Annotated in this window: 21 protein-coding genes and 1 pseudogene; 11 read left to right on the plus strand and 11 right to left on the minus strand. The window is 69.9% G+C overall.

The window, feature by feature from the left end; translation table 11 throughout:
- Position 1: 1 nt before the first annotated feature.
- Both ACIBK3_RS26640 and ACIBK3_RS26645 read left to right on the plus strand, forming a co-directional pair.
- Positions 2–1,543 carry an aldehyde dehydrogenase family protein gene (locus tag ACIBK3_RS26640; RefSeq protein WP_399369454.1) on the plus strand — a complete coding sequence of 514 codons (1,542 nt, stop codon included), beginning with the start codon at positions 2–4 and terminating at the stop codon, positions 1,541–1,543.
- A 40-nt stretch (positions 1,544–1,583) separates the two neighbouring features.
- Entirely contained in the window at positions 1,584–2,390 is an 807-nt protein-coding gene (locus tag ACIBK3_RS26645; protein WP_399369456.1) for a class II aldolase/adducin family protein, read from the plus strand.
- Between the two features lie 140 nt (positions 2,391–2,530).
- Here ACIBK3_RS26645 and ACIBK3_RS26650 read toward each other — a convergent pair whose 3' ends face one another.
- Both ACIBK3_RS26650 and ACIBK3_RS26655 read right to left on the minus strand, forming a co-directional pair.
- A complete protein-coding gene (locus tag ACIBK3_RS26650) occupies positions 2,531–3,121 on the minus strand; it encodes a TetR/AcrR family transcriptional regulator (RefSeq protein WP_399369457.1) in 591 nt (196 codons plus the stop codon).
- Positions 3,122–3,171: 50 nt separating this feature from the next.
- On the minus strand, positions 3,172–3,300 hold the full coding sequence (locus ACIBK3_RS26655) for a hypothetical protein (RefSeq protein ID WP_328641866.1): 129 nt from the start codon (positions 3,298–3,300) through the stop codon (positions 3,172–3,174).
- A gap of 1,399 nt (positions 3,301–4,699) precedes the next feature.
- Between ACIBK3_RS26655 and ACIBK3_RS26660 the strand changes: the two genes are divergently transcribed.
- From ACIBK3_RS26660 to ACIBK3_RS26670, 3 genes are all read left to right on the plus strand, one after another.
- Positions 4,700–5,785 (plus strand): alpha/beta fold hydrolase, encoded by a 1,086-nt coding sequence (locus tag ACIBK3_RS26660; RefSeq protein ID WP_399369459.1) that lies wholly within the window; start codon positions 4,700–4,702, stop codon positions 5,783–5,785.
- A 74-nt stretch (positions 5,786–5,859) separates the two neighbouring features.
- Complete coding sequence (locus tag ACIBK3_RS26665) at positions 5,860–6,054, plus strand: hypothetical protein (protein ID WP_399369461.1); 195 nt, start codon at positions 5,860–5,862, stop codon at positions 6,052–6,054.
- A 61-nt stretch (positions 6,055–6,115) separates the two neighbouring features.
- Positions 6,116–6,676, plus strand: a complete 561-nt coding sequence (locus ACIBK3_RS26670) for a CGNR zinc finger domain-containing protein (RefSeq protein ID WP_399369463.1) — start codon at positions 6,116–6,118, stop codon at positions 6,674–6,676.
- 81 nt (positions 6,677–6,757) lie between these two features.
- On the opposite strand, the gene ACIBK3_RS26675 is transcribed toward ACIBK3_RS26670, so the two are convergent.
- The 5 genes from ACIBK3_RS26675 to ACIBK3_RS26695 all read right to left on the minus strand — a co-directional run bounded on the left by ACIBK3_RS26675 (position 6,758) and on the right by ACIBK3_RS26695 (position 12,519).
- Positions 6,758–6,946, minus strand: coding sequence for a hypothetical protein (locus ACIBK3_RS26675; RefSeq protein WP_399369465.1), 189 nt, complete (start codon positions 6,944–6,946; stop codon positions 6,758–6,760).
- 345 nt (positions 6,947–7,291) lie between these two features.
- A complete protein-coding gene (locus ACIBK3_RS26680) occupies positions 7,292–7,546 on the minus strand; it encodes a hypothetical protein (RefSeq protein WP_399369467.1) in 255 nt (84 codons plus the stop codon).
- A 102-nt stretch (positions 7,547–7,648) separates the two neighbouring features.
- Entirely contained in the window at positions 7,649–9,109 is a 1,461-nt protein-coding gene (locus ACIBK3_RS26685) for a phytoene desaturase family protein (RefSeq protein ID WP_399369469.1), read from the minus strand.
- Positions 9,106–10,869, minus strand: coding sequence for a DUF3556 domain-containing protein (locus ACIBK3_RS26690; RefSeq protein WP_399369471.1), 1,764 nt, complete (start codon positions 10,867–10,869; stop codon positions 9,106–9,108). Before ACIBK3_RS26690 ends, ACIBK3_RS26685 begins: the two co-directional genes overlap by 4 nt.
- Before the next feature lie 90 nt (positions 10,870–10,959).
- Complete coding sequence (locus ACIBK3_RS26695) at positions 10,960–12,519, minus strand: class I adenylate-forming enzyme family protein (RefSeq protein ID WP_399369473.1); 1,560 nt, start codon at positions 12,517–12,519, stop codon at positions 10,960–10,962.
- A 55-nt stretch (positions 12,520–12,574) separates the two neighbouring features.
- Here ACIBK3_RS26695 and ACIBK3_RS26700 point away from each other — a divergent pair, with 55 nt between their 5' ends.
- From ACIBK3_RS26700 to ACIBK3_RS26720, 5 genes and pseudogenes are all read left to right on the plus strand, one after another.
- Positions 12,575–13,846, plus strand: a complete 1,272-nt coding sequence (locus ACIBK3_RS26700; RefSeq protein ID WP_399369475.1) for a helix-turn-helix domain-containing protein — start codon at positions 12,575–12,577, stop codon at positions 13,844–13,846.
- A 601-nt stretch (positions 13,847–14,447) separates the two neighbouring features.
- A complete protein-coding gene (locus ACIBK3_RS26705; protein ID WP_399370002.1) occupies positions 14,448–15,509 on the plus strand; it encodes a sugar ABC transporter substrate-binding protein in 1,062 nt (353 codons plus the stop codon).
- Between the two features lie 59 nt (positions 15,510–15,568).
- The gene (locus ACIBK3_RS26710) at positions 15,569–15,778 is read left to right on the plus strand and encodes a hypothetical protein (RefSeq protein ID WP_399369477.1); all 210 of its coding nucleotides are present in this window, start codon (positions 15,569–15,571) and stop codon (positions 15,776–15,778) included.
- Positions 15,779–15,892: 114 nt separating this feature from the next.
- On the plus strand, positions 15,893–17,404 hold the full coding sequence (locus ACIBK3_RS26715) for an SDR family oxidoreductase (protein WP_399369479.1): 1,512 nt from the start codon (positions 15,893–15,895) through the stop codon (positions 17,402–17,404).
- Between the two features lie 15 nt (positions 17,405–17,419).
- Positions 17,420–17,617: pseudogene (locus ACIBK3_RS26720) on the plus strand (deoxyribodipyrimidine photo-lyase); the annotation flags it as partial.
- 68 nt (positions 17,618–17,685) lie between these two features.
- Here the strand turns inward: ACIBK3_RS26720 and ACIBK3_RS26725 are convergent.
- From ACIBK3_RS26725 to ACIBK3_RS26735, 3 genes are all read right to left on the minus strand, one after another.
- Positions 17,686–18,609, minus strand: coding sequence for an alpha/beta fold hydrolase (locus ACIBK3_RS26725; protein WP_399369481.1), 924 nt, complete (start codon positions 18,607–18,609; stop codon positions 17,686–17,688).
- Positions 18,610–18,619: 10 nt separating this feature from the next.
- The gene (locus tag ACIBK3_RS26730; protein ID WP_399369483.1) at positions 18,620–19,696 is read right to left on the minus strand and encodes a class I mannose-6-phosphate isomerase; all 1,077 of its coding nucleotides are present in this window, start codon (positions 19,694–19,696) and stop codon (positions 18,620–18,622) included.
- 70 nt (positions 19,697–19,766) lie between these two features.
- The gene (locus ACIBK3_RS26735) at positions 19,767–20,609 is read right to left on the minus strand and encodes an SDR family oxidoreductase (protein WP_399369485.1); all 843 of its coding nucleotides are present in this window, start codon (positions 20,607–20,609) and stop codon (positions 19,767–19,769) included.
- Positions 20,610–20,816: 207 nt separating this feature from the next.
- Here ACIBK3_RS26735 and ACIBK3_RS26740 point away from each other — a divergent pair, with 207 nt between their 5' ends.
- Positions 20,817–22,511, plus strand: coding sequence for an NAD-dependent malic enzyme (locus tag ACIBK3_RS26740; protein WP_399369487.1), 1,695 nt, complete (start codon positions 20,817–20,819; stop codon positions 22,509–22,511).
- 383 nt (positions 22,512–22,894) lie between these two features.
- On the opposite strand, the gene ACIBK3_RS26745 is transcribed toward ACIBK3_RS26740, so the two are convergent.
- Positions 22,895–26,107 (minus strand): alpha-L-rhamnosidase, encoded by a 3,213-nt coding sequence (locus ACIBK3_RS26745; protein WP_399369489.1) that lies wholly within the window; start codon positions 26,105–26,107, stop codon positions 22,895–22,897.
- Positions 26,108–26,610 lie beyond the last annotated feature (503 nt).

Below are 26,610 nucleotides of genomic sequence, written 5' to 3' on the forward strand. Positions count from 1 at the left end.
CGTGGCTCAGACTCGATCGCTCACGCCCGACGGCGCCCGGGCGGACGCACACATCGCAGTGGACAACCCGGCCACCGGAGCATTGGTCGGCCACGTCGCAGACGCGTCGGCGCAGGAGGTGGCGCAAGCGGTCGCACGAGCCCGGCGGGCGCAGCCGGGCTGGGCTGAACTGAGCGCCCGAAGCCGTGCGGAATTCTTTACACGCGGTCGTCGGTGGCTGCTGACTCACCGGCAGGAGATCATCGACTCCATCGTCGCGGAGAACGGCAAGGCGGAAGAGGACGCGATCGTCGAGATCGTCTACTGCGTCAGCGCCTTCGCCTACTGGGCCAAGCGAGCACGGCGCCACCTCGCCGACACGAAGATCCGCTCGCTCTCGCCGTTCGTGCTCGGGCGCAGCATGTACACCCGGCGGGTCCCCCTCGGTGTCGTCGGAGTCATCGGCCCCTGGAACAACCCGTTGATCAACTCCTTCGGTGACGCCATCCCGGCCCTGGCCGCCGGCAACGCGGTCGTCCTCAAACCTTCCGAGTACACGCCGCTGACCGCGCTGCTCATGGAGAAGATGACCCGTGAGTGCGGCTGGCCCAAGGACGTCTTCCAGGTCGTGACCGGCGCCGGCGCCACCGGCCAGGCCCTGGTCGACGCCGCCGACTTCGTGATGTTCACCGGGTCCACGAAGACCGGCCGGGCCGTCGCCGCGCGGGCGGGCGAGCGGCTCGTCCCGTGCTCACTCGAACTCGGCGGCAAGGACGCTCTGATCGTGCTGGCCGATGCCTCGCTGGAGCGGGCGGTGAACGTCACGCTGCACGGTGCTCTGTGCAACGGGGGGCAGATGTGCACCTCGGTGGAGCGCGTCTATGTCGAGGAGCCGGTGTACGACGCGTTCGTCGCCAGGCTGCGCCAGCGGTTCGAGGAGGTCACCTCCGGCAGGCCGGCAGGGCTGGGCAGCACCGATGTGGGCGCCATGACCTTCCCGCCTCAGATGTCGATCGTCGAGGACCACGTCAAGGACGCCGTGAGCCGAGGAGCGCGCGTCCTCGTGGGGGGCCACGCCGCCTCCGGCCCGGGCCGGTTCTTCGAACCAACGCTGCTCGTCGACGTCGACCACACCATGAAATGCATGCGTGAGGAGACCTTCGGACCCACGCTGCCCGTGATGAAGGTCGTAAGTGCCGAGGAGGCCGTCCGGCTCGTCAACGACAGCACCTACGGCCTGCAGGCCTCCATCATCAGCTCGAACATGAAGCGTGCCCGACACCTCGCGGAGCGTCTCGAGGCAGGCTGCGTCACCATCAACGACGCCCAGACCAACTACATGGCCTTCGGCCTGCCCATGGGCGGCTGGAAGGAGTCGGGCCTCGGCGTACGGCACGGCGCCGAAGGAATCCGCAAGTACACCAGGCTCCAGGCCGTCAGCGTGAACCGCTTCCCGACCCGCCGCGACCTTCACATGATCCCGTTCGACCCCTCGGCCTACCGGTCCATCCTGCGCCTGGTGGACCTCATGTACGGCAACCGCCTGCGCCGCCGGAGCAAGTAACCGCGCCATCGCCCACCAGATCACGAAAGGCCAGATCCCGATGACCACGACAGCCGCCGCCCCGCACATGTCCGTCGGCGCCATGCCCGAGGGCGTCACCCTGCCGCTGCCCCAGCAGAACCTGAGCATGGAGGAGGAGCGTCAGGTCCGCAAGCAGGAACTCGCGGCCGCCTTCCGCCTGTTCGCCCGCTTCGGCTTCTCCGAGGGCGTGGCCGGACACATCACGGCCCGCGATCCGGAGAACCCCTTGGCCTTCTGGGTCAACCCCTTCGGGATGTCGTTCAGCCAGATCCGCGTCTCCGACCTGATCCTCGTCGACCATGACGGCAAGCTCCTGGAGGGCAAGCGCCCGGTCAACAACGCCGCGTTCTGTATCCACTCCGAGGTGCACCGGGCCAGGCCGGATGCGGTCGCGGCCGCACACACCCACTCCCTGCACGGCAAGGCCTTCTCCAGCCTCGGCGTCCCGCTCGAGCCGATCACCCAGGACGCCTGTGCCTTCTTCGAGGACCACGGCATCTACTCCGACTACCGCGGAGTGGTGAACGACACCGAGGAAGGCCGACGGATCGGTGTGGCGCTGGGCAAGGGAAAGGCCGTCGTTCTGCAGAACCACGGGCTGCTCACGGTCGGGGCCTCCGTCGCCGAGGCGGCCTGGTACTTCATCACCATGGAACGCTCCTGCCAGGCGCAGCTGCTGGCCATGGCCGCGGGTGAACCGAAGCTCATCGATGCGGAAACGGCGCGGATGGTGAGGGACCAGATCTCCGGCCCCCTCCCGGGCTGGTTCCAGTTCCGCCCCCTGTGGGACCAGATCACCGCGGAACAGCCCGGCCTGTTCGACTGACATGACGCGCTGATCCTAGGAAGCCAAGTCGGGTGGGTGCGGCGGCCGTATCCGCCGCACCCACCCGACTTTTTGGTGTGGCCGCCATGCGACGAGGGGGCGGCCAGTGCCGGTGAGCGTGCGCTCACCGGCGACTCACCTCACGCGTCCTTGGCGGCGAGGCTCATGAGGTGCTCGCCGGTCAGGCGGAGCACCTCGCGGGTGTTCTCGCTGTTACGGTCGGCCAGCCAGCACAGCGTGACACCGTCCAGCACCGCGTTGAGGTAGCGGGCCAGAACGGGAAGGGGCACCGTCCACTTGATGCCCGCGCTCTCGGCGGCTTCAGCGAGGAGCTGCTCATGGACTTCCAGGTAATGCTCGTACTGCCGGCGGGCCAGATCCTCAAAGCCCTCCTGGCGCAACGCGTAGTGAGTGAGTTCGTACCCCACCTGATGCTCTCCCGGGCTGAGCTCAACTCCCTCCCAGAAGGCGTAGAGGCTCCCGGCGATGCGTGCGCCGAGGTCGCCCTCTCCCTCGAACACGTTCCGGGCCTTGGCCACGCCGCTGTCCGTGATGCGGGTGATGACTTCCTGGAGGAGCTCCTCACGTGAGTTGAAGCAGTAGTGGAAAACGCCCAGCGGCATCTTCGCCTCGTTGACGACAGCGCGTGTCGTGGTCTTGACGACTCCGTCGCGGACCATGACGCGGAACGCCGCGGCGATGAGTTCTTCCCGTCGATCCTTCGCTGCCATGCGAGACATTCGGTCCACCGTTTCATCAAGAGTGAAATGCTCGTTCCATGCTAACCGGCGTCTTGGACGATCGACCAACTGTGATTTCGGTCGTCGGAGTCGATGGCGTACATCTCGTCCGTGGGCTTCAGGCAGTAGCCGGTGTGGGCCTGGTCATCGATGTCGATGCCCTCGTCCACGAGCCCACGAAGTACTCGTCCTTGCTGATGCCGATGCGGTGGCCATCAGCTCCGTGGAGCAGCAGTCCTTGCCGGAGATGTCCGGGTAGCCGTCGGGCCGGGGCCCTGGAGTGGGCCCGGCGGTGGGCGTCAGGGATGGTGGTGCTGGTCAAGGCCGCGTTGGAGTCGGTCTGGCCGTCGCAGCGGAAGAAACCGCTGCCGCGCGGAGCGCCACGACGGCGGAATAACGTTCCGTCGGCTGACCACCTCCCGTTCCGTTGGCCGTGAGCGGCCAGCAACGCGATCAGCAGGTTGGGCTCGCCGCCAGTTATGTCCAGGGCCCACGTCTCCGGCCTGTCGCCTGCGAGGTCCAGGACGCGGCGATCAGCTGCAGCTCCGGCTCGTCCATGCCCCAGCGGACTCCATCCCCACCTCGGTGGCCACGACGTCCGGGCGAACCTGATGGCTGGCGACTGGCTCCGGCACAGGGCCGCCCCGCGCCTCGGCAGTCGGCTGGGCCGAGGGCTGCGCCACCTCGGGCACCGCCTCGATCCGGTCCTGCGCCGATGCCTCGACGGGGACGGTCGAAGGAGCGGGCTGAACCTGCGCTCGCTTGCAGCGGGACGGCCTTCGCCGTGGGGTGGCGTACTGCTTGCGGGTGAGCTCGGCGGCTGGCGCAGGGGGCGGCGGGGCCGCCTTCTTGGCACCTCCCCCGAGGGTGCGACCGGCGCGGGGCCGAGGGCTTCACTTGGGTAGCTTGGCGGTGCGCTCGGGGTGGGCGGCGCCGACATAGCGCATGGCCGTCTGCTCGGTGATGCCGAACAGCCGCATCAGCTTGAGGGGGTCAGCGCTCTCGAATGCCTCGTTAAGGATCCGGTCCTGGCGCAGGCCGTCCAGCGCAGATGTGCCTGACGACTGCGCGCGAAGTCGTCGAAGTCGAAGCTGACTTCGCCTCCGATGTCTCCGACGCCGCCCATGCCGCTCACGCCGCCGCCGTCGGCGGCAGAGGTGTCCTGTCCGACCGAGGCCCGGATCACCGGCCACCCCCGCCCGGCACCGGCGCGGTGCGCGGTGAGAAGTACTTCATGCCCAAGGAACGGGTGCACGCGGTCGGGAGGTTGTCATCGGCTCGGATTTTTTTCCGGGAGCACCACCGCTTCCCTGATGCACACGGGAACGCACAGGTCCGGTCCGCCGGAAACCATGCTTCTGGTGAGAGGGCTCATCACTGGTGGAGAGGGTGATGAGGCAGGCTTCAGGAAGACTGACTGAATGCCGTAATGCCCGTAGTTACCGCCCTAGTTCGAAAGTCGAGCAGATGGAAAAGGGGGCACGTCACCTGCTTGACCGGTGACGTCAGGGCGTGCCACAGTCAGTCATCACACAGGTCGGCACGTGTGATCACATGGAGGGGACTCACATGATCAACAGGCGTGGCTTCGGAAAGGTCCTGGGGCTGGGCACGGGCACGGCCGCCGTTTCACTGGCCGGTCTGCAGGGTCGTCAGGGCGGCGGGACGGATTTGGAGAGCGCATCCGCTGCCTCCCGGACCACCTCGTCCGCGGCGCCGAACGCCCCCACGGTCACCCCCGGCGTGCACGCCGGCTTTCCGCGGCTGAAGCAGATCAGGGCCGGCCTGCTGGACATCGGTTACGCCGAACTCGGCCCCGCGCACCGTCCCGCGGTCATCTGCCTGCACGGCTGGCCGTACGACATCCACAGCTACGTCGACGTCGCCCCGCTGCTGGCCCAGGAGGGCTACCGGGTGATCGTCCCCTACCTGCGCGGCCACGGCACGACACGGTTCCTCTCCGACCGGACGTTCCGCAATGCCCAGCAGTCGGCCATCGCCCTCGACGTCATCGCCCTGATGGACGCGCTGAAGATCGAGAAGGCCGTACTGGCCGGCTTCGACTGGGGTTCACGCACCGCCGACATCGTCGCCGCCCTGTGGCCCGAGCGCTGCAAGGCCCTGGTGTCGGTGAGCGGTTACCTCATCACCAACCGCAAGGCCAACCTCGATCCGATCGCCGCGCAGGCCGAGCACACCTGGTGGTACCAGTACTACTTCGCCACCGAACGGGGCCGGCTCGCCATGGAGGACAAGACCCGGCGCCACGACCTGACCAGGTTCGTCTGGGACACCGTCTCCCCGACGTGGGACTTCGACGACGCCACCTTCGAGCGCACCGCGGCGGCCTTCGACAACCCCGACTACGGCGCCGTCGTCATCCACAACTACCGCTGGCGGCTGAGCCTCGCCGACGGCGAGCGCCGCTACGACGGACTCGAGAAGCGGCTCGCCGACCGCCCGTTCATCGAGGTGCCCACCATCACCCTCGACCCGGAGCGCGACCCCTTCACGGCTCCGGGCGGCGGCACCTCGTACCGGGACAGGTTCACGGGCAAGTACGAGCACCGCACCCTGAAGGGGATCGGCCACAACCTCCCGCAGGAGGCACCCACCGCCTTCGCCCAGGCCGTCATCGACGTGGACGGATTCTGATCGCGTCGACGCCTCATCGGTCACCTTTTCGACAGGTGACTGCATTGCTCCCCGAGTCTGAACGGAGTACGACCATGGAAAACAGGAACACCACGGACGTCACCGCGTCCGCACGCCAAGCGCGGTTCGGCACGTTGCCCGAGCGCATCCGCTACGAGGACATGGTCGAGGAACACAAGGCCACTCCGAACGACCCGACGCGGTACGCCTACGACCCAGAGCGTGCGTGGACGTCCTTCTCCTGCCTCGCCGCAGACCTGGGCCTCTGAAGGAGAGGGAGCGGGATGACGAATCTTGCCCACCGGCAACATCACCCGTCAGAATGGTGACATGAACCTCGACCATGCCTTCGTATGCGGAGACCCGGCACTCGACTTCGCCGCCACACTCCGAGCGCGCCGTTCGGTGCGCTTCGAGATGCTCGCGACGCCGGACAGGCTGAACGCATGGTACGTGGAGTCCGGCATCGTCGACGCGGTCTCCCCCGGCCGGCAGGCCGACGTCGAGGAGGCGACGGCCGTGCGGGAAGCCATTTACCAGCTGGTCACCGCCGGCCGGCTGAGGGAGGAGTACGACGGGGCGGCCCTGACCGTGGTCAACAACGCGGCACGCAAGGCGCCGGCGGTGCCGCAGCTGACCCCGTCGGGGCGGTGGACGCAGGCGACACCGGAAGAAGCCCTTTCCATGGTGGCGCGCCACGCCATCGAGCTCCTGAGCGGGCCGGACGTGCCCCTGCTCAAGGAGTGCGGCAACCCGGAGTGCACCCGCACCTACATCGACCGTTCGCGGGGCATGCGCCGGCAGTGGTGCGGAATGGAGTCCTGCGGCAACAAGATCAAGGCAGCCGCGTACCGCGCCCGCAAGAAGACGACGCCTGCGCCGGCCCACTGACCGGGCCCACTGACCGGGCTCACTGACCCGCTGTTCCCGCTGGACGAGGGACGCTTGTCGTGCGACCGCCAGCGGCGCCGCTCACCGCTTCTGCGCTCTGTACCGCTTCAGCAGCGAAGTGATCCGCTCGCTGTCGGCCTCCCCGTTGAGCTCGGTCAAAAGATCGTCAGGACAGAGCTCGTAGAGATCCCCCCACCATCGACGCCCCCGGTTGTCCCAGACCCTGTAACCACCCGGAACACCCCGGGCGACGTAGCGCCTCCTGCTCACGGTCCCCCGCCCCCACTGCCGCCCGCACTCTTTCCGCGCACGACGATACGGACGCCGGTGTCCTCGGGCGAGGAAGTTTGCAGCCGTCGGCCTCCCACGGCTGCTCGGACTCACCGGTGAGGACCGCTGGACGGATCCGCACTGGCCGGGCCACCGCTACTGACGGCCGGTGCACACGAAGGCTCCCGTAGCCGCACGACACGGCGTGGGGAATGTCGAAGGCCCCGGACCATGATCGGTCCGGGGCCTGGGAGTTCGATCCGAGACCGCTCCGGCCGCGGCCGTCCACTGATACGACGGCCGGGCAACGGTTCTGGTGTGCGCCCCCGTCCGGCGTCGTTGGTGTCAGCCGCGGATGTCAGAAGCCGGCGGTTGCGTGGCGTCGTTACGGCTGGAGGTCGGTTTCCGGCGCTTGGCGAGGCGGCGCCAGGCCACCCGGAGATTGATCACAAGCAGGACAGCTCCCGCGATGGGCCAGCCCATGGATCCACCGGTGCGGTACGTCTCGATGCCTGCCGCCAGCAGCATGACGCCGATCACTGGGCCCGTCAGGTCCATGAAGGCGTCCAAGCGACTTGCGATCTTCGAAAGGTCGGCCACGGCCTGATCGTGACAGCCGACGCGGTGCCTGCAAAGGTGCAAGGTCAGAACCGTACGGAGCTGCGCCTGTCCGCACGGCGGCCTGTACATGCTGCGGCCTCTTCACCCCCCGGTGCCGCTCTCCGCCTCGGCGTCATGGGCCCCAGGTCTGCCCTGGAGGTGGCGCAGAGCTCGTGCGGCGGCGTGGGCTCCGCACATTCCGTGTGCGCCGGGGCCGGGCGGAGTGGCCGCGGAGCACAGGTAGTGGCCGGGCAGACCGGTGTCGTACGGGTGCAGGGTGGGCCGCGGGCCGAACAGCAGCTGGGGGACGTCCTTGGCGCCGGTCATGATGTTGCCGCTGACGTAGTTCGGGTTGTACGCGGCGAATCCGGGGGTGGTCCGCACCACGGTGCCGACGATCCGGTCCCGGAATCCCGGGGCGAACCGCTCGATCTGGGCGGTGATCGCTCCTGTGGCGTCGCCGGACCAGTCGGCCGGTACGTGGGCGTAGGTCCACACCGGGTGCACGTCGCCGGCCGACCGCGGGGGATCGGCCAGATACTGCTGGCCGACCAGGACGAACGGCCGTTCGGGCATTCGTCCGGCGTGGATGTCCCGCTCCGTGGCCGCGATCTCGGCGTACGCGCCGCCGACGTGCACCGTGCCGGCCCGCCGCGCCGCTTCGGCGGTCCAGGGCACGCCGCCCTCGACCGCGAAGTCGACCTTGAACGCCCCCGGGCCGTACCGGAACCGCCGGTAGGCACGGGCGACCCGGGGCGGCAGCCGGTCACCCAGGATGTCGGCCAGTGCGGTGGGCGCCACATCCCAGAGGGTCACGTCCGTGGGCGGCAGTTCGGAGGCCGACCGCACCCGCACCCCCGTCTCGATCTTCCCGCCGAGGTCGGTCAGCAGCGCGGCCATGGCGTCGGTGATGCGGCCTGATCCGCCGACGGCCACGGCCCAGCCGTGCCGGTGCCCCGCGGTGAGGATGCCGAGTCCGATGGCGGCACTCAGTGGCCGGTCGAGAGGGTGGAAGGCGTGTGCCGCCACCCCGCCCCACAGTGCCCGCGCCTCCTCGGTCGCGAACGCCTTCGCCAGCAGCGACGCGGGCGCCAGCGCGGGGACGCCGAAACGGGCGAGTCGGACGGGGTGCCGTGGGATGCGGAGCAGCGGGCCGAGGATGTCGGCGCCGATGGTGTCGTATGCCGCCGACGGGCCGTCGAACAGCCATCGCCAGCGTCGGCCGTCGCCGCCGAGACCGACCGCGGTCTCGGTGACCGAGCGGTGCAGCACCCCTGCTGTGCCGCTGTCCAGGGGATGTACGCAGTCGATCTCCGGCAGCGCCCAACGCAACCCGTACCGCTCCAGGCCCAGCTCGCGCAGGAACGGTGAGCCGACGGCCATCGGGTGGATGGCCGAGCAGTGGTCGTGCAGCAGCCCGGGAAGGATCGCCTCACCGGAGCGGGTGCCGCCCCCGATCTCGTCGGCCGCCTCGAGGACGGTGACCTGTACGCCCTCCCGGGCCAGGGCGACGGCGGCGGCCAGCCCGTTGGGGCCGGCGCCGACCACGGTTGCCGTACTCATGTCGCCAAGCTTTCCACCGTGCCCTGCCCCACCACCGGCGACGACTGCCGGCGGGTCCAGGTCACGTCGAGCGGGATCGGGCCGTTCGGCAGCCACGGCTGCTCCTTGACCGCGTCTGCGACCTTCCACGTACCCCGCTCGATGACCCCGAGCGCGGCGTCGATCACCTGGTAGTGCTGCACCGTGCGGTGAATGGCCTGCGACTCCACCCATACGACGATCCACTCGCCCGGGGCGAACCCGACCCGGGACTGCACGGCGTTGACGAGGTCGAGGTTGTGCAGGTGGCCGTCGCCGAAGTTGAACCCGATCAGCGAGTTGCACGCGAACTCGGCTTCGCGCACGGTCCGTCGGTCGAGGTCGGGAAGGTTCTTCATGAGGACGGAGAACAGGCCGCGGCCCTGGCTGTGCATCGACCGCCAGGCGATCGTCTGCTGCATGGTGATCTCGGCGACCGCCGGCGGGTAACCCATCGCCTGGAGCTGGTCGACCTGGTTGGTGGTCGGGCGGTGTGGCAGCGAGTTCAGCTTCTGCTCCGCGCCCGGCGCGAAGACCCACAGCGCGGAGGCCCAGTTGCCCGCGTACTGGCGCATCGAGGGCAGGAACGACACCAGGTCCGGGCGCAGATTGCCCAGTACGGGGAAGAGCAGAAGCGCGGCGGCGATCCCGGCGGTCAGCCATGGCGAGGACATGTCGCCGACGCCGTAGCCGTCCTGGGCCGGGAAGCCGAGGAACAGGAAGACCGAGAAGTACGCGAACAGGATGTTCCACTCCAGCGGCACCGCCAGCGGGAACGTCGAGACGATGAAGAGGTGGAAGACGACCATCAACGCCACGCCGGCGACGGTCAGCCAGTGGTTCGCGGAGAAGAGCAGCACCAGCGGAGTGATGATCTCCACGGTGGTGCCACCGGCGTGCGCCATGAGGGTGGCGACCTTCGACGGGCGGATGTCGTGGGGGAAGTCGCGGTAGTGGAGCCGCTTGATCCGCTTCGACGGGACACAGGGGCTGTTGGAGACCATCGGCGACACCACGTTGGTGAAGTGAAGCCCGAACTTCGACACCCCTGCGCCGATCCACACCGTGCAGATCAGCAGCTTCGCCGCGATGATCATGTCGGTGAGGGGCAGGACGGTGAACAGAACCAGCGCGGGCAGGTACTGCTCGCCTCGGGCGGCCAGGAAGACCGTCTTGTCCCGTAGGCCGCAAGTGACGTACAGCACGATCGGCGCGATCAGCATGGCCGGGCGCACCAGTCCGTCGGTGGGCACCGCGACCGCTGTCAGCAGGGACGCCAGGAAGGCCAGGTAGAGGACGACATCGGCCACCGTACGGCGGTCCCCGTCGGTGAACGGCACCCGCTTCCAGGGACGCAGCCGGATGGTGCCGGGCCGGGCCCAGAACAGTATGCCGCCGGTCATCGGCTTGAACTTGCCGGCGATCGGGCCCCAGGAGCCGGCCACGCCCAGCGCCTCCAGGAAGACCGTCCACAGGACGAGCTTCTGGTAGACGCCCGGCTGGTCCCACCAGTGGGCGACGTCCCAGAACGGTCCGGCGCCCGAGGTCCAGGTCACCAGGGCCGTACCGGCGAGGACGTACAGGAAGAGGACCTTGACCACGTACGTCGCCGGGATCATCTTCGGCGAGCCGAAACCGTACTCCACCCAGTGCAGGGCCAACGTTCTCATGCGTTCCTGAAGAGGCTTGTCCAGGAATGTTTCCTGGTCGACCGGCGGGAAGTCGCCTGTTGTGAACCCCATTGTTCTCGCCTTTCTCGTACCGCTTTTCGGGCGTGCCGATCCAAACCGGAAACGCACATAAAAACGTCCGGGTGATGTGAGGTGATTGCCTTACGAGGTCACGGTGAATGAGCGCAGTCGGGGTTTGTCGATCTTCCCCACCGGATTCTTCGGCAGCGACTCGGTGACCTGGACCGACACCGGTACCTTGACGCGGGCGAGCGAGCCGCGGCAGTGGTCGACGAGCTCCTCAGCCGTGGTGGCGGTACCCGGCAGCAGCGTGACGTACGCGACCGGCACCTCACCGAGTACCGGTTCGGGCGCGCCGACCACGGCCGCTTCCAGCACCGCCGGGTGGGTGTGCAGGACGTTCTCGATCTCCTTGGGGTAGATGTTCTCTCCGCCTCGGATGATCATGTCCTTGATCCGGTCGACCAGAACGAGGAAGCCGTCCGTGTCGAAGCGCCCGACGTCGCCGGTGTGCAACCAGCCGTCGACGACGGTCCTGGCCGTCTCGTCCGGCAGGCCGAGATAGCCGCGCATGACATTCGGGCCACGTACCACCACCTCGCCCACCGACCCGGCATCGAGGAGATGGCCCTCGGCGTCCATCACGGCGACCGTCTGCCCCGGCAGCGGGAGCCCGACCGTCCCCGGCTTCCGCGGCCCGGCGGGCGGGTTCAGCGTCGACGCGCAGGTGCCCTCGGACAGTCCGTAGCCCTCGACGACCGGCACCCCGAACCGGTTCTCGAAGCGGGCGATCAGCTCGGCGGGCATCGGCGCGGCCCCGCAGATCGCCCGGCGCAACGACGAGGTGTCCGGGCGTACGTCGTCCGGCAGTGAGACGAGCATGGCGTAGATCGCCGGTACCGCCGAGAAGTACGTCGGCCGCGCGGCCTCGACCGAGGCGAAGAACGCCGACGCCCGGAAGCGCTCGGCGATCGTCGCCCGCCCGCCGGCCAGCAGGGGCGACAGCACGCTCACCACGATCCCGTTGACGTGGAACAACGGCAGAACCAGCAGGCTGTGATCGGTCTCGTCCAGACCGATGCCGTCGACGATCATCCGGCACATCGCGGCGATGTTGGCGTGGTCGAGCATGACGCCCTTCGGGCGGCCGGTGGTCCCGCTCGTGTAGATGATCAGGGCGAGGGCGTCGGAGGTGAGGGAGACCACGTCCGGGGACTGGGCAGCGGCGCCGGCGAACGCGGCCACGTCCAGGGTTCCCATGGCGCGGGCGTCGGTGATCACCACCTTGGCTCCGGAATCCTCGATCTGATGGCGGGCCTCGGCATCGGTCAGCCCGGGATTCACCGGCGTGACCGCGGCGCCCAGCCGCCATGCCGCGAACATGATGACGACGAGTTCCAGACGGTTCGCCAAGGCGACCGCGACCACATCGCCGACACCGATTCCGTGGACGCGGAGAACACCGGCCGCAGACCGGACACGTTTCAGAAAAGCGTCGTTGTCCAGCTGCTCGCGATCATCCGCGACACAGGGTCCGGTGGGATTCCGGCCGGCCCGGACGTCCGGCAATTCGGCGATGTGCTGCACGATTTCCTCACCATTGAGTCGCGCCGTGACGAAGGCAATAGACCAACGCAATAACTGAAAGGTAGGCAGGGGATACGCGTCCGGCCATGGGCTCGCGCCCCAGCTCGAACCCACCTGTTTGTGCCGCCGTCACAAAGCGGAAGGCGGACGTCTCCGGTACGGTCCGGCCATGAGCGCTGCCCATGTCAACGTCGACGTGAACGTGCGGGACGTCGCCAGGCGCACCCAGGCCGATCTCGAGAACCTCACCGCCGAGATGACCTCGATGTTCGTCGACGTCATCCCCGAGTTCCGCCACGACGACGCCGTACGACGGCTGATGGTCGCCAGCACCGCGTCGAACCTGGCAGCGATCGTCGACATGCTGTCGCTGAACATCTCCCTCGACGACATCACCGTCCCACCCGCCGCGGCGGAGTACGCCCGGCGCTTCGCCCAGCACGGCCTGTCCCTGGAGGCGCTGCTGCGCGCCTACCGCCTCGGCGAGCACATGTTCGTCCAGCGGACCATGACCACCCTCGGCCGTCTCGACCTGCCCACCGACGCCGCCCTGGCCACGACCAGCCAGATCGCGCGACTGACGAACAGATACATCGACCAGGTCATCGAGGGCCTTATCGCCATCTACGAGGACGAACGCAGCCGGTGGGACGCCCGTTCCGACGCGGCCCGCGCTGCCCAGGTCCGCGCCGTGCTCGACACCGAGGGGCTCGACCTCGCCTCGGCCGAGAAGATGCTGTCGACGTCCCTGCGCGGCTGGCACCTCGCCGCGATCATCTGGACTCAGCCCGGTTCACCCGACCCGGACGCGGCCCGACTGCGGGCCGGCGCGGCCATGTTGTCCGCGGCCACCGGCAAGGCCCCACTGACGGTCTCGGCGGACGAGCGAACACACTGGGCCTGGATCTCATCCACGGTCGAACCGACCCTCGACATCCCCCTGCTCGAACACGAACTGGGCAAGCACCCGGCACTCCGGATCGCCGTCGGCGACGACCCGTCCCCCGGACTCTTCGGCTTCCGGCAGACCCTCCGCGACGCGCAGCGGGCCCGCACGGTCGCCGTCACCGCGGCCGGTTCGCACCGCGCGCTGGTCCTCCACTCCCAGGTCGCGCTCGCCGGCCTCCTCGTCGATCACCTCGCCGACGTCAGAGCGTGGGCAGGACGCGTCCTCGGCGGCCTCATGCGCGACGACGACGCCACGCTCCGCCTGCGCGAGACCGTGCAGGTGTTCCTGGACGCCCAAGGCAGCTTCACCGACGCCGCCGCACGCATGCACGTCCACAAGAACACCGTCCACTACCGCGTACGCAAGGCCGAGGAAATCCTCGGCCACCCACTCACCGCGAACCGACTGGACACGGAGGTGGCCCTGCTGGCCTGCGCACAGCTCGGACTCGCAGGAGCAGGCACACCATCAGCTCGCCGGCCCCCTGCCTGACCGATCAGCCACACGGTGTGCATGCCGACCGGCTCGTCCGAAAGGGGGTAGGTGAGCCGTCTGTCTCGCCCTGCTACGGGTGAGGGTGGAGCATGGGCATTAGCGAGCGCGGAGGCCCGTCACGCAGTCCAGAGGCATGCGGTACGAACCTGGCGGTACTCGCTCGCCGCTCTCGTCGCATGCCGCGGGTAAGGGCGACGGACCGCTGAACGCAGGGTCATGGAGCAGCACCGGACATGTCCAGGAAGCAGTCGTCAATGCCGAGGGCGAACGGGATCACACCCAGATCGCGTGATCGCCTGTGGGAGCCGCAGTCCCCTGCGCCTCCACCCGGCCCGACCGCTCGCGGTGGGCGTGAGCAGTCGGCCACCGTATGCATCGGCGAGCCGCTGATCGTGGTCTGCGAGGTAACGGCTGCCGGGGCGTCATTCTCATCGCGGCGATGTCGGCGTCGTCGGGACCGCGCCGGACAGCGGAGTCGAGAAGGTGCGCAGCGCAATCGTCGTGCCACCGCGCGAGCCGATCGTTCTGCGGCCGAGCCCGGTGGTGGGCGGGAGAGGTCTGTGACGTGAAGAGCGACGCGAAGACCCGTGTGCGGAACATGACCATCGCCGTGAGCTTGGTGCTGGCATTGGCCCTGGGGGGCTGTGGAGGCGGCGACGTCAGATCCGAGAGGGGCAGCGTCACTGTCGGCGTACTGCTCCCGGCGGCTGGGGCGGCCTCTCGCACCGGGCAGTTCGACAAGCCCTTGATCGAGAAGAAACTGAAGGAGCTGTGCCCGGACTGCCGGGTGCAGTCCGCCGACGCGGAGGACGATGTCACGGTCCAGCAGCAGCAGATCGACTCCATGCTCACCAAGGGGGTCGATGTACTGATACTCATGGCCGTCGACCCCAAGGCGGAGCGCTCCTCGGTCGAGGCTGCGCACGAGCAGGGCGTCCCGGTCGTCGCCTACGACCGGCTCGCCGAAGGCCCGGTTTCGGGTTACGTCACCTTCGACGGTGCGCAGGTCGGCAGGGCTCAGGGCGAAGCGCTCCTGAGGGCCATGGGCGCCCGTGCGCAGAACAGGAAGATCGTCATGATGAACGGCCCCACGACCGATCCCAATGCAGGGTGGTTCAAAAGGGGCGCGCTGTCCGTCCTCCGGGGCAGCACGAAGATCGCCCGGTCGTACGACAACATGGACTGGCGGGCGGGGACCGCGCACACCAACATGTCCGCAGCCATCGCAGCCCTGGGAGGGGAGAACATCGATGGCGTGCTGGCCGCCAACGATCACCTCGCCGGCGGTGTGATCTCCGCCTTCAAGGTCGCCGGCATCACGCCACTACCGCCCATCACCGGCCAGGACGCCGAGCTCGTGGGCGTGCGGCGTATCGTCGGCGGCGAGCAGTACATGACCGTCTACAAGCCGTTCAAGCCGGAGGCCGACGCCGCCGCCACCATGGCCGTCGCCCTGGCACGCGGCGAGAAGCTCGACGACCTCGCCGATACGAGGGTCGACAACGCCTCCACGAGGGACATCCCGACTGTGCTGCTCGATCCAGTCCCGGTGACCGTCGGCGACATCAAGGACACTCTCGTCAAGGATGGCATGTACACGATCGACCAGATCTGTACCCCGGCACTCCGGTCCGCGTGTGACAAGGCCGGACTCACATAGGTCTCATGTGGCGTTCGAGCCGCGATCCCGGCGTCCCAAGAGCTCACCGACCGCGATCGATGCGAGCACGATCAGAGCTGATCGTCCGCATCCGCAAGGACTTGGCCGAACAGGGCCTGAGCGCCGGGCCGGAGACGATCGCCTGGCATCTGCGGCAGTACCACCACCTGCGCGTGTCGCGGGCCACGATCAGCCGCCATCTGACCGCTCACGGCACCTGGGGATCGCCGAGGTTGCGGTGCTCGCCCACCGCCCGAAGCATGGGGTGAGGGGGAGAGCGAAAGAGCCCCTCAGCGGGGCGCGTCCCGGGAAGACACGAGAGCCATGGCGTTTCCTGCAGCCCGGTCCGCCGGCCGTCGCCGAACAAGGCGCACTCGACCGGCATGACTGACAACACCCGCCCACTCCACTGCCTGGTAACCGGCGCCACCGGCTACCTCGGCGGCCGACTGGTCCCCGAGCTGCTGGCCGCAGGCCACCCGGTGCGCTGCCTGGCCCGCTCGCCCGGCAAGCTGCGGGACCACCCGTGGGCCGGGCAGGCGGAGGTGGTGCGCGGGGACGCGACGGACGAGGAATCTGTCCGCGCGGCGATGGAGGGAATGGACGTCGCGTACTACCTGGTGCACTCGCTGGGTACCGGGCGCGGGTTCGAGGAGACCGACCGGCGCGCGGCCAGGATCTTCGGTGAGGCGGCGCGGGCCGCCGGGGTCCGGCGGATCGTCTATCTCGGCGGGCTGAGCCCTTCCGGAGTGCCCGAGCAGGCGCTGTCACCCCATCTGCGGTCCCGTGCCGAAGTGGGCCGGATCCTCCTGGCCTCGGGCGTGCCGACGGCCGTCCTGCGGGCAGCCGTGATCATCGGGTCGGGTTCGGCCTCGTTCGAGATGCTGCGATATCTGACCGAGCGGCTTCCCGTGATGGTGACCCCGAGCTGGGTGCGCACCCGTATCCAGCCGATCGCCGTCCGCGACGTGCTCCGCTTCCTCGTGGGGTGCGCGCGGTTGCCGTACGACGTGAACCGGGCCTTCGACATCGGCGGGCCGGATGTCGTCACCTACGAGGAGATGATGCGGCGGTACGCCGTCGTCGCCGGGCTGCCGAAGCGGGTCATCGTGCCCGTTCCGCTGCTGACCCCCCGGCTGTCCAGCCTCTGGGTCGGTCTGGTGACCCCGGTGCCGGGCGCTCTCGCGCGCCCGCTGGTCGAGTCGCTGAAGCACGAGGTGGTCTGCGCGGAGCGGGACATCGTCCGGTACGTGCCGGACCCGCCGGAGGGACCGGTCACCCTCGACCGGGCGATCCGGCTGGCGCTGAGGCGCGTGCAGGACGCGGACGTGGCCACCAGGTGGTCCTCGGCCTCGACTCCCCGGGCCCCCAGCGACCCGCTGCCGACCGACCCCGACTGGGCGGGCGGGAGCCTCTACACGGATCACCGCGAGCGTACGGTCGCGGCGTCGCCGCAGGCGCTGTGGCGGGTGGTGGAGGCGATCGGCGGCGAGAACGGCTGGTACTCCTCGCCGCTGGCCTGGTCCCTGCGAGGCAGGCTGGACACCCTGGTGGGCGGAGTCGGCCTGCGCCGGGGCCGCCGGGACGCGAACCGGCTGCGCGTCGGCGACAGCCTGGACTTCTGGCGGGTGGAGGAGATCGAGCCGGGCCGGCTGCTCCGGCTGCGCGCGGAGATGCGGCTGCCGGGGCTGGCGTGGCTGGAGATGGCCGTCGACCGGGATCCGCAGGGGCGCACGGTGTACCGGCAGCGGGCGTTGTTCCATCCGCACGGCCTGGCCGGGCACGCCTACTGGCGGGGCGTGGCCCCCTTCCACGGCGCGGTCTTCGGCGGCATGGTCCGCAACATCGCCGCCGCGGCCGAAGCGGGCGTCGACGAACCGGCCCGGACGCGCTGAGGGGCTCAGGGAACCGTGCGTGCCTCCGTCTCCGCCTCCGTCCCCCTCTCCGTCTCCATCGCCCTGTTCACCGCGGACCTGCGGGTGTACGACAATCCGGTCCTCCAGGCCGCTGTGCGGGACGCGGAACGGGTGGTCCCGCTCTTCGTCGTCGACACCGGCATCCGCCGCGCCGGCTTCGCCGTGCCCAACCGCGCGGCGTTCCTCGCCGACAGCCTGGCCGACCCGGGCGCACCTGAAGCGGAGGTACGCCCGGCCCGGCCGGGGGGGGAACAGGTGGGCTACGGAGCGATCCCCGGTACCCGCCCGCCGGCGTCCGCCTCGGACCGACGCCCCACCGACCCACCCGCCCCCTCGCCCTCCGGGCCCCCGGGACGCGCCGGCACGTTGCCGGACCCGTCGGCCAGGAAGCCGGTGACCGACCGGTGGAACTTCTCCGGCTCGTCGAAGAACAGTGCGTGGCCGCTGTGCTCGAAGAAGACGGTCCGGGCATCCGGGAGCGCCTGGCCGACCCATGCGGGGCCCTGCCAGGGGAACACGCTGTCCTGACGTGCCACCAGGACCAGGCTGGGCAGCCGGATCGTGGGCAGCAGGTCGCGCCAGTCGTGGCGGGTGTGGTCGGCCATCAGCGCGCTGCGTGCGTACGGGGGCGACTTGGCCATCTCCGCCAGCAGCAACTCCCGCTCCGCGGCGGTGGGTTCGGTGGCGAGGACAGTACGGATCTGGTCCTCGTCGAAGGCCGGCGGGTCGCAGGTGAGCTGGGTCTGCAGGGCGGCCAGGGAGGGTTCGTCGTAGCAGGTGGCGTGTGCGTGCTTCCAGTCCGCCGCGTAGTACTGGCGGGGGGACTGCTGGACGTAGATCGCGCGCGCCAGGCGATGGCCGCCGAACAGTTCCAGATAGCTCCAGATGACCGGGCAGCCCAGTGACCAGCCCAGGACGGTGACCTCACGCAGGTCGAGTTCTTCGAGGAGGTCGAACAGGTCTTTGGCAAGCCTCGACACCCGGTAGCCGTGGCGGGGGGTGCCGGAGTCGCCGTGACCGCGCAGATCGACGGTGATGACGCGGGCGTGTTCGGCGAGGGCGTCCACGTTGCGGGTGAAGAAGCGGCCGCTGAAGCCCCAGCCGTGGAGCAGGACGAGGGGTGGGCCGGTGCCCTTGTCCTCGTAGTGGATGGTGACGCCGTCGCTGGTGGTGACGGTGCTCATGGATCTCCTTCTACGTGAGTGGGCCGGTGAGACCCTCACCGAGCGCGGCCACGGCGGCGGCCCCGTGCCCCGCCGCGAGCAGCGGTGTGCGGATGTCCCGGTCCAGGTCGGGCAGGTAGCCGAGGAGGACGTCGGCGGGCCCCTGGATCCGTACGCGGCCCAGCGCGGCCGGCAACAGCAGGCTCCGGGCGCGTCCGAGCCGCTCGAACCGGCCCCCGGACTCCACGGTGACCGGCGCACCGGCGTTGCTGACGACCAGTGCGGAGGAGAAGTCGTGCACCAGCGGGGCCGTGCTGCCCGCCCGCCACCGCTCCAGGGCGAAGTACGGGCCGGCGCACAGCACAGTCCGCTCCACCCCGTCGTCGACCTGGACGCTCAGGCCGGAGTGGAACTCGGGGCGTGGACCGGGACGCCACTCGTCGAGGAGCCGACCGAGGTTGGTGTGCCACTCCTCGTCGCCCAGTTCCGAGCCGTCCTCCATGCGCCGGCGCATGGCGTGCTGCTGGATGTCGGAGGTCTGCTCGATCTCGTAGACCAGGGTGCCGGGGCCGAAACTGTGCGGGGTGCCGCCGGGTACGTAGACGGTCTGCCCGGCCCGTGCCGGAAGCCGGCGCATGACCGCGTCGAAGTCCTGGGCGAGCAGGGCCCGGTGCAGCGTGTCCCGGTCCACACCGGCCTTCACCCCCACCAGGGCGGTGGCTCCCGGGGCCGCGTCGAGGATGTGCCACGCCTCGGTCTTGCCGTGGGGCTCGCCCTCCAGCCGGCGTGCGGTCTCGTCGTCGGCGTGCAGATGGACCGGGAGGGCGCCGGTGCCGTCGATGAACTTGGTCAGCACCGGGAAGTGAGGGCCGCGCCAGCCGCATCCCACGAGTTCGTCGGGGTGGTCCTCGACGAGCCGGCGCAGCGGCCGGCCGGCCAGCGAGCCGTCCGTGACGCGCGCACCCTCGCCGTCCACATCGCTGACCTCCCAGGTCTCGGCGACCGGACCGTCGGGCAGACCGGTACGGCCCAGCCGTTCGGCGATCGCCCGGCCGCCGAAGAGGTGCTGCTTGACCGGGGTGGTCAGCCGCAGGGGATACCAGTCCACGGTCGCTCCTGGTTCTGCTGACGTGCTTTCTGGTGACGTGCTTTCTGGCGGGGTGTCAGGGGATGGGGTGTCAGAGGATCGGCTGACCGCCGGTGACGGCGATGCGCGCACCCGAGACGTACGCGGCCTCGTCCGAGGCGAGCATGACGTACACGGGGGCGAGTTCGGCCGGCTGCCCGGCCCGTCCCAGCGGGGTCTGGCTGCCGAAGTCCTCGACCTGCTCGGGCGGCATCGTGGCGGGGATCAGCGGCGTCCAGATGGGCCCCGGGGCGACGCTGTTGACCCGGATGCCCCGCTCGGCGAGCGACTGGGACAGCGAGCCGACCATGTTGGCCAGGCCCGCCTTCGTCGCGTTGTACGCCAGCAGGCCCGGCGGCGGCGTGTCGGAGTTCACCGAGCTGGACGCGATGACCGACGCACCCGGCTTCATGTGCGGCACCGCCGCCTTGCAGAGGTGGAACATGGCGCTGAGGTTGGTCGCCAGCGTGTGGTCCCACTCCTCGTCCGGGACCTCCTCGATCGACGCGCGGAACATCTGGAACGCCGCGTTGCTGACCAGGACGTCGATGCGGCCGAACGCCTCGACGGCCCGCGCCACCACCTCCCGGCAGTGGGCGGGATCACTCAGGTCACCGGGCGCCAGAACCGCCTCGCGGCCGGCCTCCTCCACCCAGCGCGCCGTGTCGCGGGCGTCGTCCGCCTCCTCGTCCAGGTGCGAGAGGAGGACATCGGCGCCCTCGCGGGCGTAGGCGATCGCGACGGCCTTGCCGATGCCGCTGTCACCACCGGTGATGACGGCCTTCTTCCCGGCCAGTCGGCCCGATCCGCGGTAGCTGTGCTCACCGTGGTCGGCCCGGGGCCGCAGGTCCGTCTCGGAACCCGGAGGCTGTTGCTGCTGGGCGGGCTTGTGCATGGGGAAATCCCCCTCTTTCTCTTTCTTTCATCGCGGGGATCGCCGCACCGGCTGGGAGGCGGTGGTGCCGTCGTACCCGAACGAAGGGCCACGCCAAAGAGCGGCAAAGGCTTCGGGCGCCGGTGCGCTTGTCGTGCCGACCGGGGTACCCGGCGCGCCCGGCAGGAAACGAGCCCCTACGGCAGTGGCGCGACGCGAGGAGAGCCGATGACCCCGCCCCGAAACCGTGCGCAGGAAAACCACCAGGCGAGGGGGAAGAGTCACACCGGCCGCGGGAAACCGGGCGGGCGCGCGCTGCTCGCGGACCCGCTGAGCAACAAGGGCGTCGCCTTCACGCAGGAGGAGCGGGAGCGACACGGCCTGGTCGGAACGCTGCCGCCCGCGGTGCTGTCCCTGGAACTCCAGGCCCGCCGCGCCTGGGAGCAACTGCGGGCGCAGCCGGACGACCTGGCGAAGAACGTGTACCTGGAGCAGCTCCACGACCGCAACGAGGTGCTCTACTTCCGGCTGCTCACCGACCACCTCACCGAGCTGCTGCCGATCGTGTACGACCCGACCGTGGGGGAGGCGATCAAGCGGTACAGCCACGAATACCGGCGACCGCGCGGGGTCTATCTCTCCGTCGACCGGCCAAAGGACATCCGCCCCGCCTTCGAGGCGCTCGGCCTCGGCCCCGACGACGTCGACCTGGTGGTGGCGACCGACGCGGAGCAACTCCTCGGCATCGGCGACTGGGGCGTCGGCGGCATGCAGATCTCGGTCGGCAAGCTGGCCGTCTACACCGCCGCCGCGGGCATCCACCCGGGGCGCTCCGTTGCGGTGATGCTCGACGTCGGCACCGGGAACCAGGCGCTGCTCAACGACCCGCTGTACGTCGGCAACCGGCACAACAGGGTGCGCGGCGAGGCGTACGACGCGTTCGTCGCCGACTTCGTGGAGGCGGTCACCGAGCTGTTCCCGCGCGCGCTGCTGCACTGGGAGGACTTCGGCCCCGGCAACGGCCGCCGCATCCTTGAGCGGTACGGCGAGAAGATCCGCACCTTCAACGACGACATGCAGGGCACCGGAGCGATCACGCTGGCCTGCGTCATGAACGCGGTACGGGTCACCGGCACACCCATGCGCGACCAGCGGGTCGTGGTCTTCGGCGCCGGGACGGCGGGCGTGGGCATCGCCGACCAGCTGCGCGACGCCATGGTCCGCGACGGACTGGGCCGCGAGGAGGCCACCCGCCGTATCTGGTGCGTGGACCGCCAGGGCCTGCTGCGGCAGTCCACCGAGCAACTGCGCGACTACCAGCAGCCGTACGCGCGGCCCGACGACGACTGGCCCGACGACCGGCCGGTGGACCTGCACAGCGTGGTGGACCACGTGCACCCGACCGTGCTGGTGGGAACCTCCACCCAGCACGGGGCCTTCACCGAGGACGTGGTGCGTTCCATGGCCCGCGACGTGGACCGGCCGGTCGTCCTGCCGCTGTCCAACCCCACGGAGAAGATCGAGGCCATACCGGCGGACGTCCTGCGGTGGACCGGCGGCAAGGCCCTGGTCGCCGTCGGCATCCCGGTTGCTCCGGTGGAGCTGGACGGCACCACGTACGTCATCGGCCAGGCCAACAACGCCCTCCTGTACCCCGGCCTCGGGCTGGGCGCCGTGGTGGCCGGCGCCGAGCGGATCACCGACGGCATGCTCCAGGCCGCGGCGGAAGCCGTCGCCGGCCTCGCCGACCTGTCGGAGCCCGGCGCCGCCCTGCTGCCGGAGGTGGAGAACCTGCGCACCTCGTCGGCCGTGGTCGCGGCGGCCGTCGTCCGCCGCGCGGCCGAGGAGGGCGTGGCCCGGGCCCGCCTCGACGACGTTGTCCAGCAGATCCAGGACGCCATGTGGCAGCCCGAGTACAGCTGACGGGCCGAGGCGGCGGGTGCGCGCCGTCCGCGCCGGCGGCGACGCCCGCGCAGCCGCCGAACCCCCCGGACAGCACCGGTCCTAGTGCCGTGGCAGGCAACGTTTGCCCGTGAAGGAGCGGCGTCCGGTGCGTGCTCTCGGCGTGCCGGCCGGAAGCCCTCGTACTGGACGTACTTGGGCTTTCGGCCGGTGCGGCGAGAGTGCGTGCCGGGCGTCGCGACGGGGCGAACGTTGCCTGCCACGGCACTAGCTCGGCGGCCACATCGACGAACTCCTCGGCACCAGCCAGTTCACCGAATCGGCGGCCCGGCCAGAACGCGTGGCGACGTCCGCCGCCGGTCGGACCCGCAGGTTCCCTGTCCGGGGGCGAATCCGGCTGATCGTCAGGCGGTGAACTCGTGTGTGCCGGAGCCGACCCGGTAGACCGCGCAGCCGTCCTCCTGGCGCAGGAACGTCCCGCCGGAGTGGGTGACCGCCTTCGGGGCGGATGCCGGGACCCATACCTCGGCGGTCGTGTTGGGCGGCACCACGCAGGTCAGCGTGAAGTGGCCGGCCTGCTGCCGCCATTGCGTGGAGACGGGGCCGTAGACCGAGGTGAACGTGGCGCGGGCGGTGGTGACGCCTCCGCCCGGACGGGGGCGGATGAGGATCTCGCGGTAGCCCGGGCCGCCCGCCGAGATGCCGGCGATGTTCGTGTACATCCATTCGCCCACCGAGCCGTAGGCATAGTGGTTGAAGGAGTTCATGGCCGTGTCCTGGAAGCTCCCGTCGGGCCGGATGGAGTCCCAGCGTTCCCACATCGTGGTGGCGCCCCGGTCGATCTGGTAGCCCCAGCTGGGGAACGAGCGTTGCCGCAGCAGGCGGTAGGCGACGTCGGTGTGGCCCGTGTCGGTCAGGACGGGCAGCAGCCGGGGAGTGCCGAGGAAACCGGTCGACAGGTGCCAGTCCCTGGCCTCGATGAGAGCGACGAGCCGGTCGGCCGCCGCCTTCCGCGACGCGTCCGGCAGCAGGTTCATCGACAGCGCCAGGACGTAGGCCGTCTGCGTATCGCCCTTGATACGGCCGTCGGAGGCGAGGTACGCGTTCTGGAAGGCCGCTCGTACCCGTGCGAAGAGATCGCGGTACGGAGCGGCGTCCTTGCCGAGTTCCCCGGCCATCCGGGCCGCGAGGTCGGCGCTGTGCGCGAAGTACGCGGTGGCGACGACGTCCTTGGGGGTCTCGTCGTCGATGTTCAGCCAGTCGCCGTATCCCTGCGCCGGGCGCAGCAGCCGGTCGCTGTTCCGCTCCAGGTACGTCAGCCAGGCCTGGACCGACGGCCAGGCGTCCTCCAGGACCTGGCGGTCGCCGTATGCCCGGTAGAGGGCCCAGGGGACCGTGACACCCGCGTCGCCCCAGCCGGCGGTGCCGTCGCCGAGCGTGCCGACCACCGGCGCCACGTCCGTGAAGGAGCCCTCGGCGGTCCGGGAGTCCCGCAGGTCGACCAGCCACTTGGACAGGAAGCGCGCCGACTCCATCGTGTACGCGGCCGTGGGCGCGAAGACGTTGATGTCCCCCGTCCAGCCGAGCCGCTCGTCGCGCGCGGGCGTGTCCGTCGGCACGGAGAGGAAGTTGCCGCGCTGCCCCCACGTGATGTTGTGGTGCAGCTGGTTGAGCATCGGTACGTCGGTCTCGAAGTCGAGGGTGAAGGGGGCGGAGGTGTGCATGACGCGGCCGGTGACGGCCTTCGCCGAGGGGGTGCCGGGGAATCCGGTCACCTCGACGTAGCGGAACCCGTGGAAGGTGAAGCGCGGCTCGTAGACCTCCTCGCCCTGCCCCTTGAGGGTGTACGTGTCGGTCGCCGCCGCGCTCCGCAGGTTGGCGGTGTAGACGGTGCCGTCGGGGTTGAGCACCTCGGCGTGCCGGAGCCGGACGGTCGTTCCCGCGTCGCCCGACACCCGCAGCCGCACCGAGCCGACCATGTTCTGGCCCAGGTCGAACACATGGACGCCCGGCTTGGGCTGGGTCACCTTCTGCGGTGTCAGCTCCCGCTCCACGCGTACCGGACCGTCCACCTGCGCGACGATCAGACCGGGACCGAAGTCCCCGGCGCCGCCCTCGCCGCGTACGCCGAGCCAGCGAGTGTCGTCGAAGCCGGGTGAGGTCCAGCCGGGGGTCTCCTTGCGCGCGTCGTACGTCTCACCGTTCAGCAGGTCGGCGGCGACGATCGGCCCGGCGGCGGCCCGCCAGTCGGTGCCCGAGACGATGCGCTCGCTGGTCCCGTCCGTGTACTCCACCTCCAACTGCGCGAGAAGCGCCGGGTGTTGACCGTACTGGCCGGGACCGAACATGCCCACGTTGCCCGCGTACCAGCCGGGTGCCAGGTACGCCCCGATGGCGTTGGCGCCGGGCCGCAGCAGCGTGGTGACGTCGTACGTCTGGTACTGGACGCGGGTGCGGTAGTCCGTCCAGCCGGGAGCGAGCTGGTCGCGGCCCACCCGGTTGCCGTTGAGGTGGGCCTCGTACAGACCGAGCGCCGTGGCGTACAGGCGCGCGCGGGACACCTTCCTGCGCGGGAGCCGGAACTCGTGCCGGAGCTGGGTGACGGCGTACGACACCGGGACGACCCTTCCCCACGGTCCGCCACCCCACGCGGCAGCCACCCTGGCCGCCGGCCAGCCCCCGTCGTCGAAGCCGGACTCGCGCCAGTCGGCGGGGGGTTGCTGGTTCGTGGCCTTCCATGAGCCGTCGGTGAACACCTTCCGCTCACCGGAGGCGGTCCGCACGACGAGGGCGGCGATGAGTCCGGCCGGGCCCTCGGTCGCGTTGGTCACGGAGACGGCGATAACGTTGTCACCACCCCGTACCTGGTCCAGTACGTCGATCACGGCCGGGCGGCGCCAGCCGTCGTTGTCCGTGGCGAGGTCGGTGCGGGCCACCTCGACGCCGTTGACGGAGACGGCGTACACGTTGTCCGCGGTGATGGCGAGCGTCGCCGCCGTGATTCCGTCGGGCAGTCCGGCGGCACCGCGGAACCAACGGGTGGCCGCCGGAACGCTGTTCGTCGGATCGCCCTCGGGGAACCAGATCCAGGAACCCCCTTCGAAGGACGGCGCGTCCGTGAGGCTCGCCGGTGCGGAGATCCAGTCGGCGCTCCACTGTCCGGCGTCCATGAGGCCGGTCTCCCACCACGAGGGCGCGCTCCACCCGGAGACCCGCCCGTCGGCGTCCCACACCCGTACCGACCAGTGGTAGCGCGTCCTCGGCTTGAGTGAAGGGCCTCGGTAGGGCACGAGGACGGACTCGCCGGACGTGACCTTCCCGCTGTCCCAGACGTCCGGATGACGCAGGCCCGAGGCGGTGGTGGCAACGCGGACCTGATAGGCGCTCTGGCGCACACCCGCCTTGTCCGAGACCAACGGCCAGCTCAGCCGGGGGCGTTGCGCATCGATCCCGAGGGGGTGCTGGACGTACTCCACGGTCGGCGCCGTGACGCGCGGCCCGTTGCCCTGTGCCGGAACCTGTCTGGACGGCGGCGCGGCCATCGCCGGTACGCCGTCCACGGTCGTTGCCGCGACCGTGGCGACTGCGCCCGCGAGAATGTTCCTCCTGCTGATCACTAACGACTCCTCACTCGCAGGGAAATGGATGAATCGATTCAGATTCGAGAGGCGTGGGTAACGTAGAGCCGGGTGAGGCCCGGGTCAATCGTCGTGCAACTGTTTTCCTGACAGGGCCACCAGAGGATCGCTCCGGACCGGGGTCGCCACGCGAGGTGGGTGCGGCGGCATTGAACGGTTTCAATGAAACCGGGGAGCGCGGCAGCGCCCCGGCGGTGGGCCTCGTCATCGCGGCCACCGCGGCGCGACTTCGCCGACTCCGGCGACTTTGCGAATTCTTGTGCGATCGTTCCGCGTGCGTTTCCTGGCCGGTCGCGGGGTCAGTTCCTGATCGGCCGTACGATCGGCCGTCCGCCGGGTGGGGAACAGGCTTTCGGGACCGTGTTGGTCCCGGACCAGTGGGCGATATCCGCGAGCTGCCGTCGGACGGCGGCTCTCTCCCTGTCCGTGTGCGAGAAAACCCTTTCTCACCTACGGGAGACCTGAGTGTTCTCTGCCCACAG

The organism is Streptomyces sp. NPDC050287, from assembly GCF_044459385.1.
GTDB lineage: Bacteria > Actinomycetota > Actinomycetes > Streptomycetales > Streptomycetaceae > Streptomyces.

What these genes read in the sequence shown, in the direction of transcription:
- ACIBK3_RS26645 (WP_399369456.1), top strand. Translation starts at nt 1,584, where the DNA reads ATGACCACGACAGCCGCCGCCCCGCACATGTCCGTCGGCGCCATGCCC.
- ACIBK3_RS26650 (WP_399369457.1), bottom strand. Translation starts at nt 3,121, where the DNA reads ATGGCAGCGAAGGATCGACGGGAAGAACTCATCGCCGCGGCGTTCCGC.
- ACIBK3_RS26660 (WP_399369459.1), top strand. Translation starts at nt 4,700, where the DNA reads ATGATCAACAGGCGTGGCTTCGGAAAGGTCCTGGGGCTGGGCACGGGC.
- ACIBK3_RS26665 (WP_399369461.1), top strand. Translation starts at nt 5,860, where the DNA reads ATGGAAAACAGGAACACCACGGACGTCACCGCGTCCGCACGCCAAGCG.
- ACIBK3_RS26670 (WP_399369463.1), top strand. Translation starts at nt 6,116, where the DNA reads ATGAACCTCGACCATGCCTTCGTATGCGGAGACCCGGCACTCGACTTC.
- ACIBK3_RS26685 (WP_399369469.1), bottom strand. Translation starts at nt 9,109, where the DNA reads ATGAGTACGGCAACCGTGGTCGGCGCCGGCCCCAACGGGCTGGCCGCC.
- ACIBK3_RS26690 (WP_399369471.1), bottom strand. Translation starts at nt 10,869, where the DNA reads ATGGGGTTCACAACAGGCGACTTCCCGCCGGTCGACCAGGAAACATTC.
- ACIBK3_RS26700 (WP_399369475.1), top strand. Translation starts at nt 12,575, where the DNA reads ATGAGCGCTGCCCATGTCAACGTCGACGTGAACGTGCGGGACGTCGCC.
- ACIBK3_RS26705 (WP_399370002.1), top strand. Translation starts at nt 14,448, where the DNA reads ATGACCATCGCCGTGAGCTTGGTGCTGGCATTGGCCCTGGGGGGCTGT.
- ACIBK3_RS26710 (WP_399369477.1), top strand. Translation starts at nt 15,569, where the DNA reads ATGCGAGCACGATCAGAGCTGATCGTCCGCATCCGCAAGGACTTGGCC.
- ACIBK3_RS26715 (WP_399369479.1), top strand. Translation starts at nt 15,893, where the DNA reads ATGACTGACAACACCCGCCCACTCCACTGCCTGGTAACCGGCGCCACC.
- ACIBK3_RS26725 (WP_399369481.1), bottom strand. Translation starts at nt 18,609, where the DNA reads ATGAGCACCGTCACCACCAGCGACGGCGTCACCATCCACTACGAGGAC.
- ACIBK3_RS26735 (WP_399369485.1), bottom strand. Translation starts at nt 20,609, where the DNA reads ATGCACAAGCCCGCCCAGCAGCAACAGCCTCCGGGTTCCGAGACGGAC.
- ACIBK3_RS26740 (WP_399369487.1), top strand. Translation starts at nt 20,817, where the DNA reads ATGACCCCGCCCCGAAACCGTGCGCAGGAAAACCACCAGGCGAGGGGG.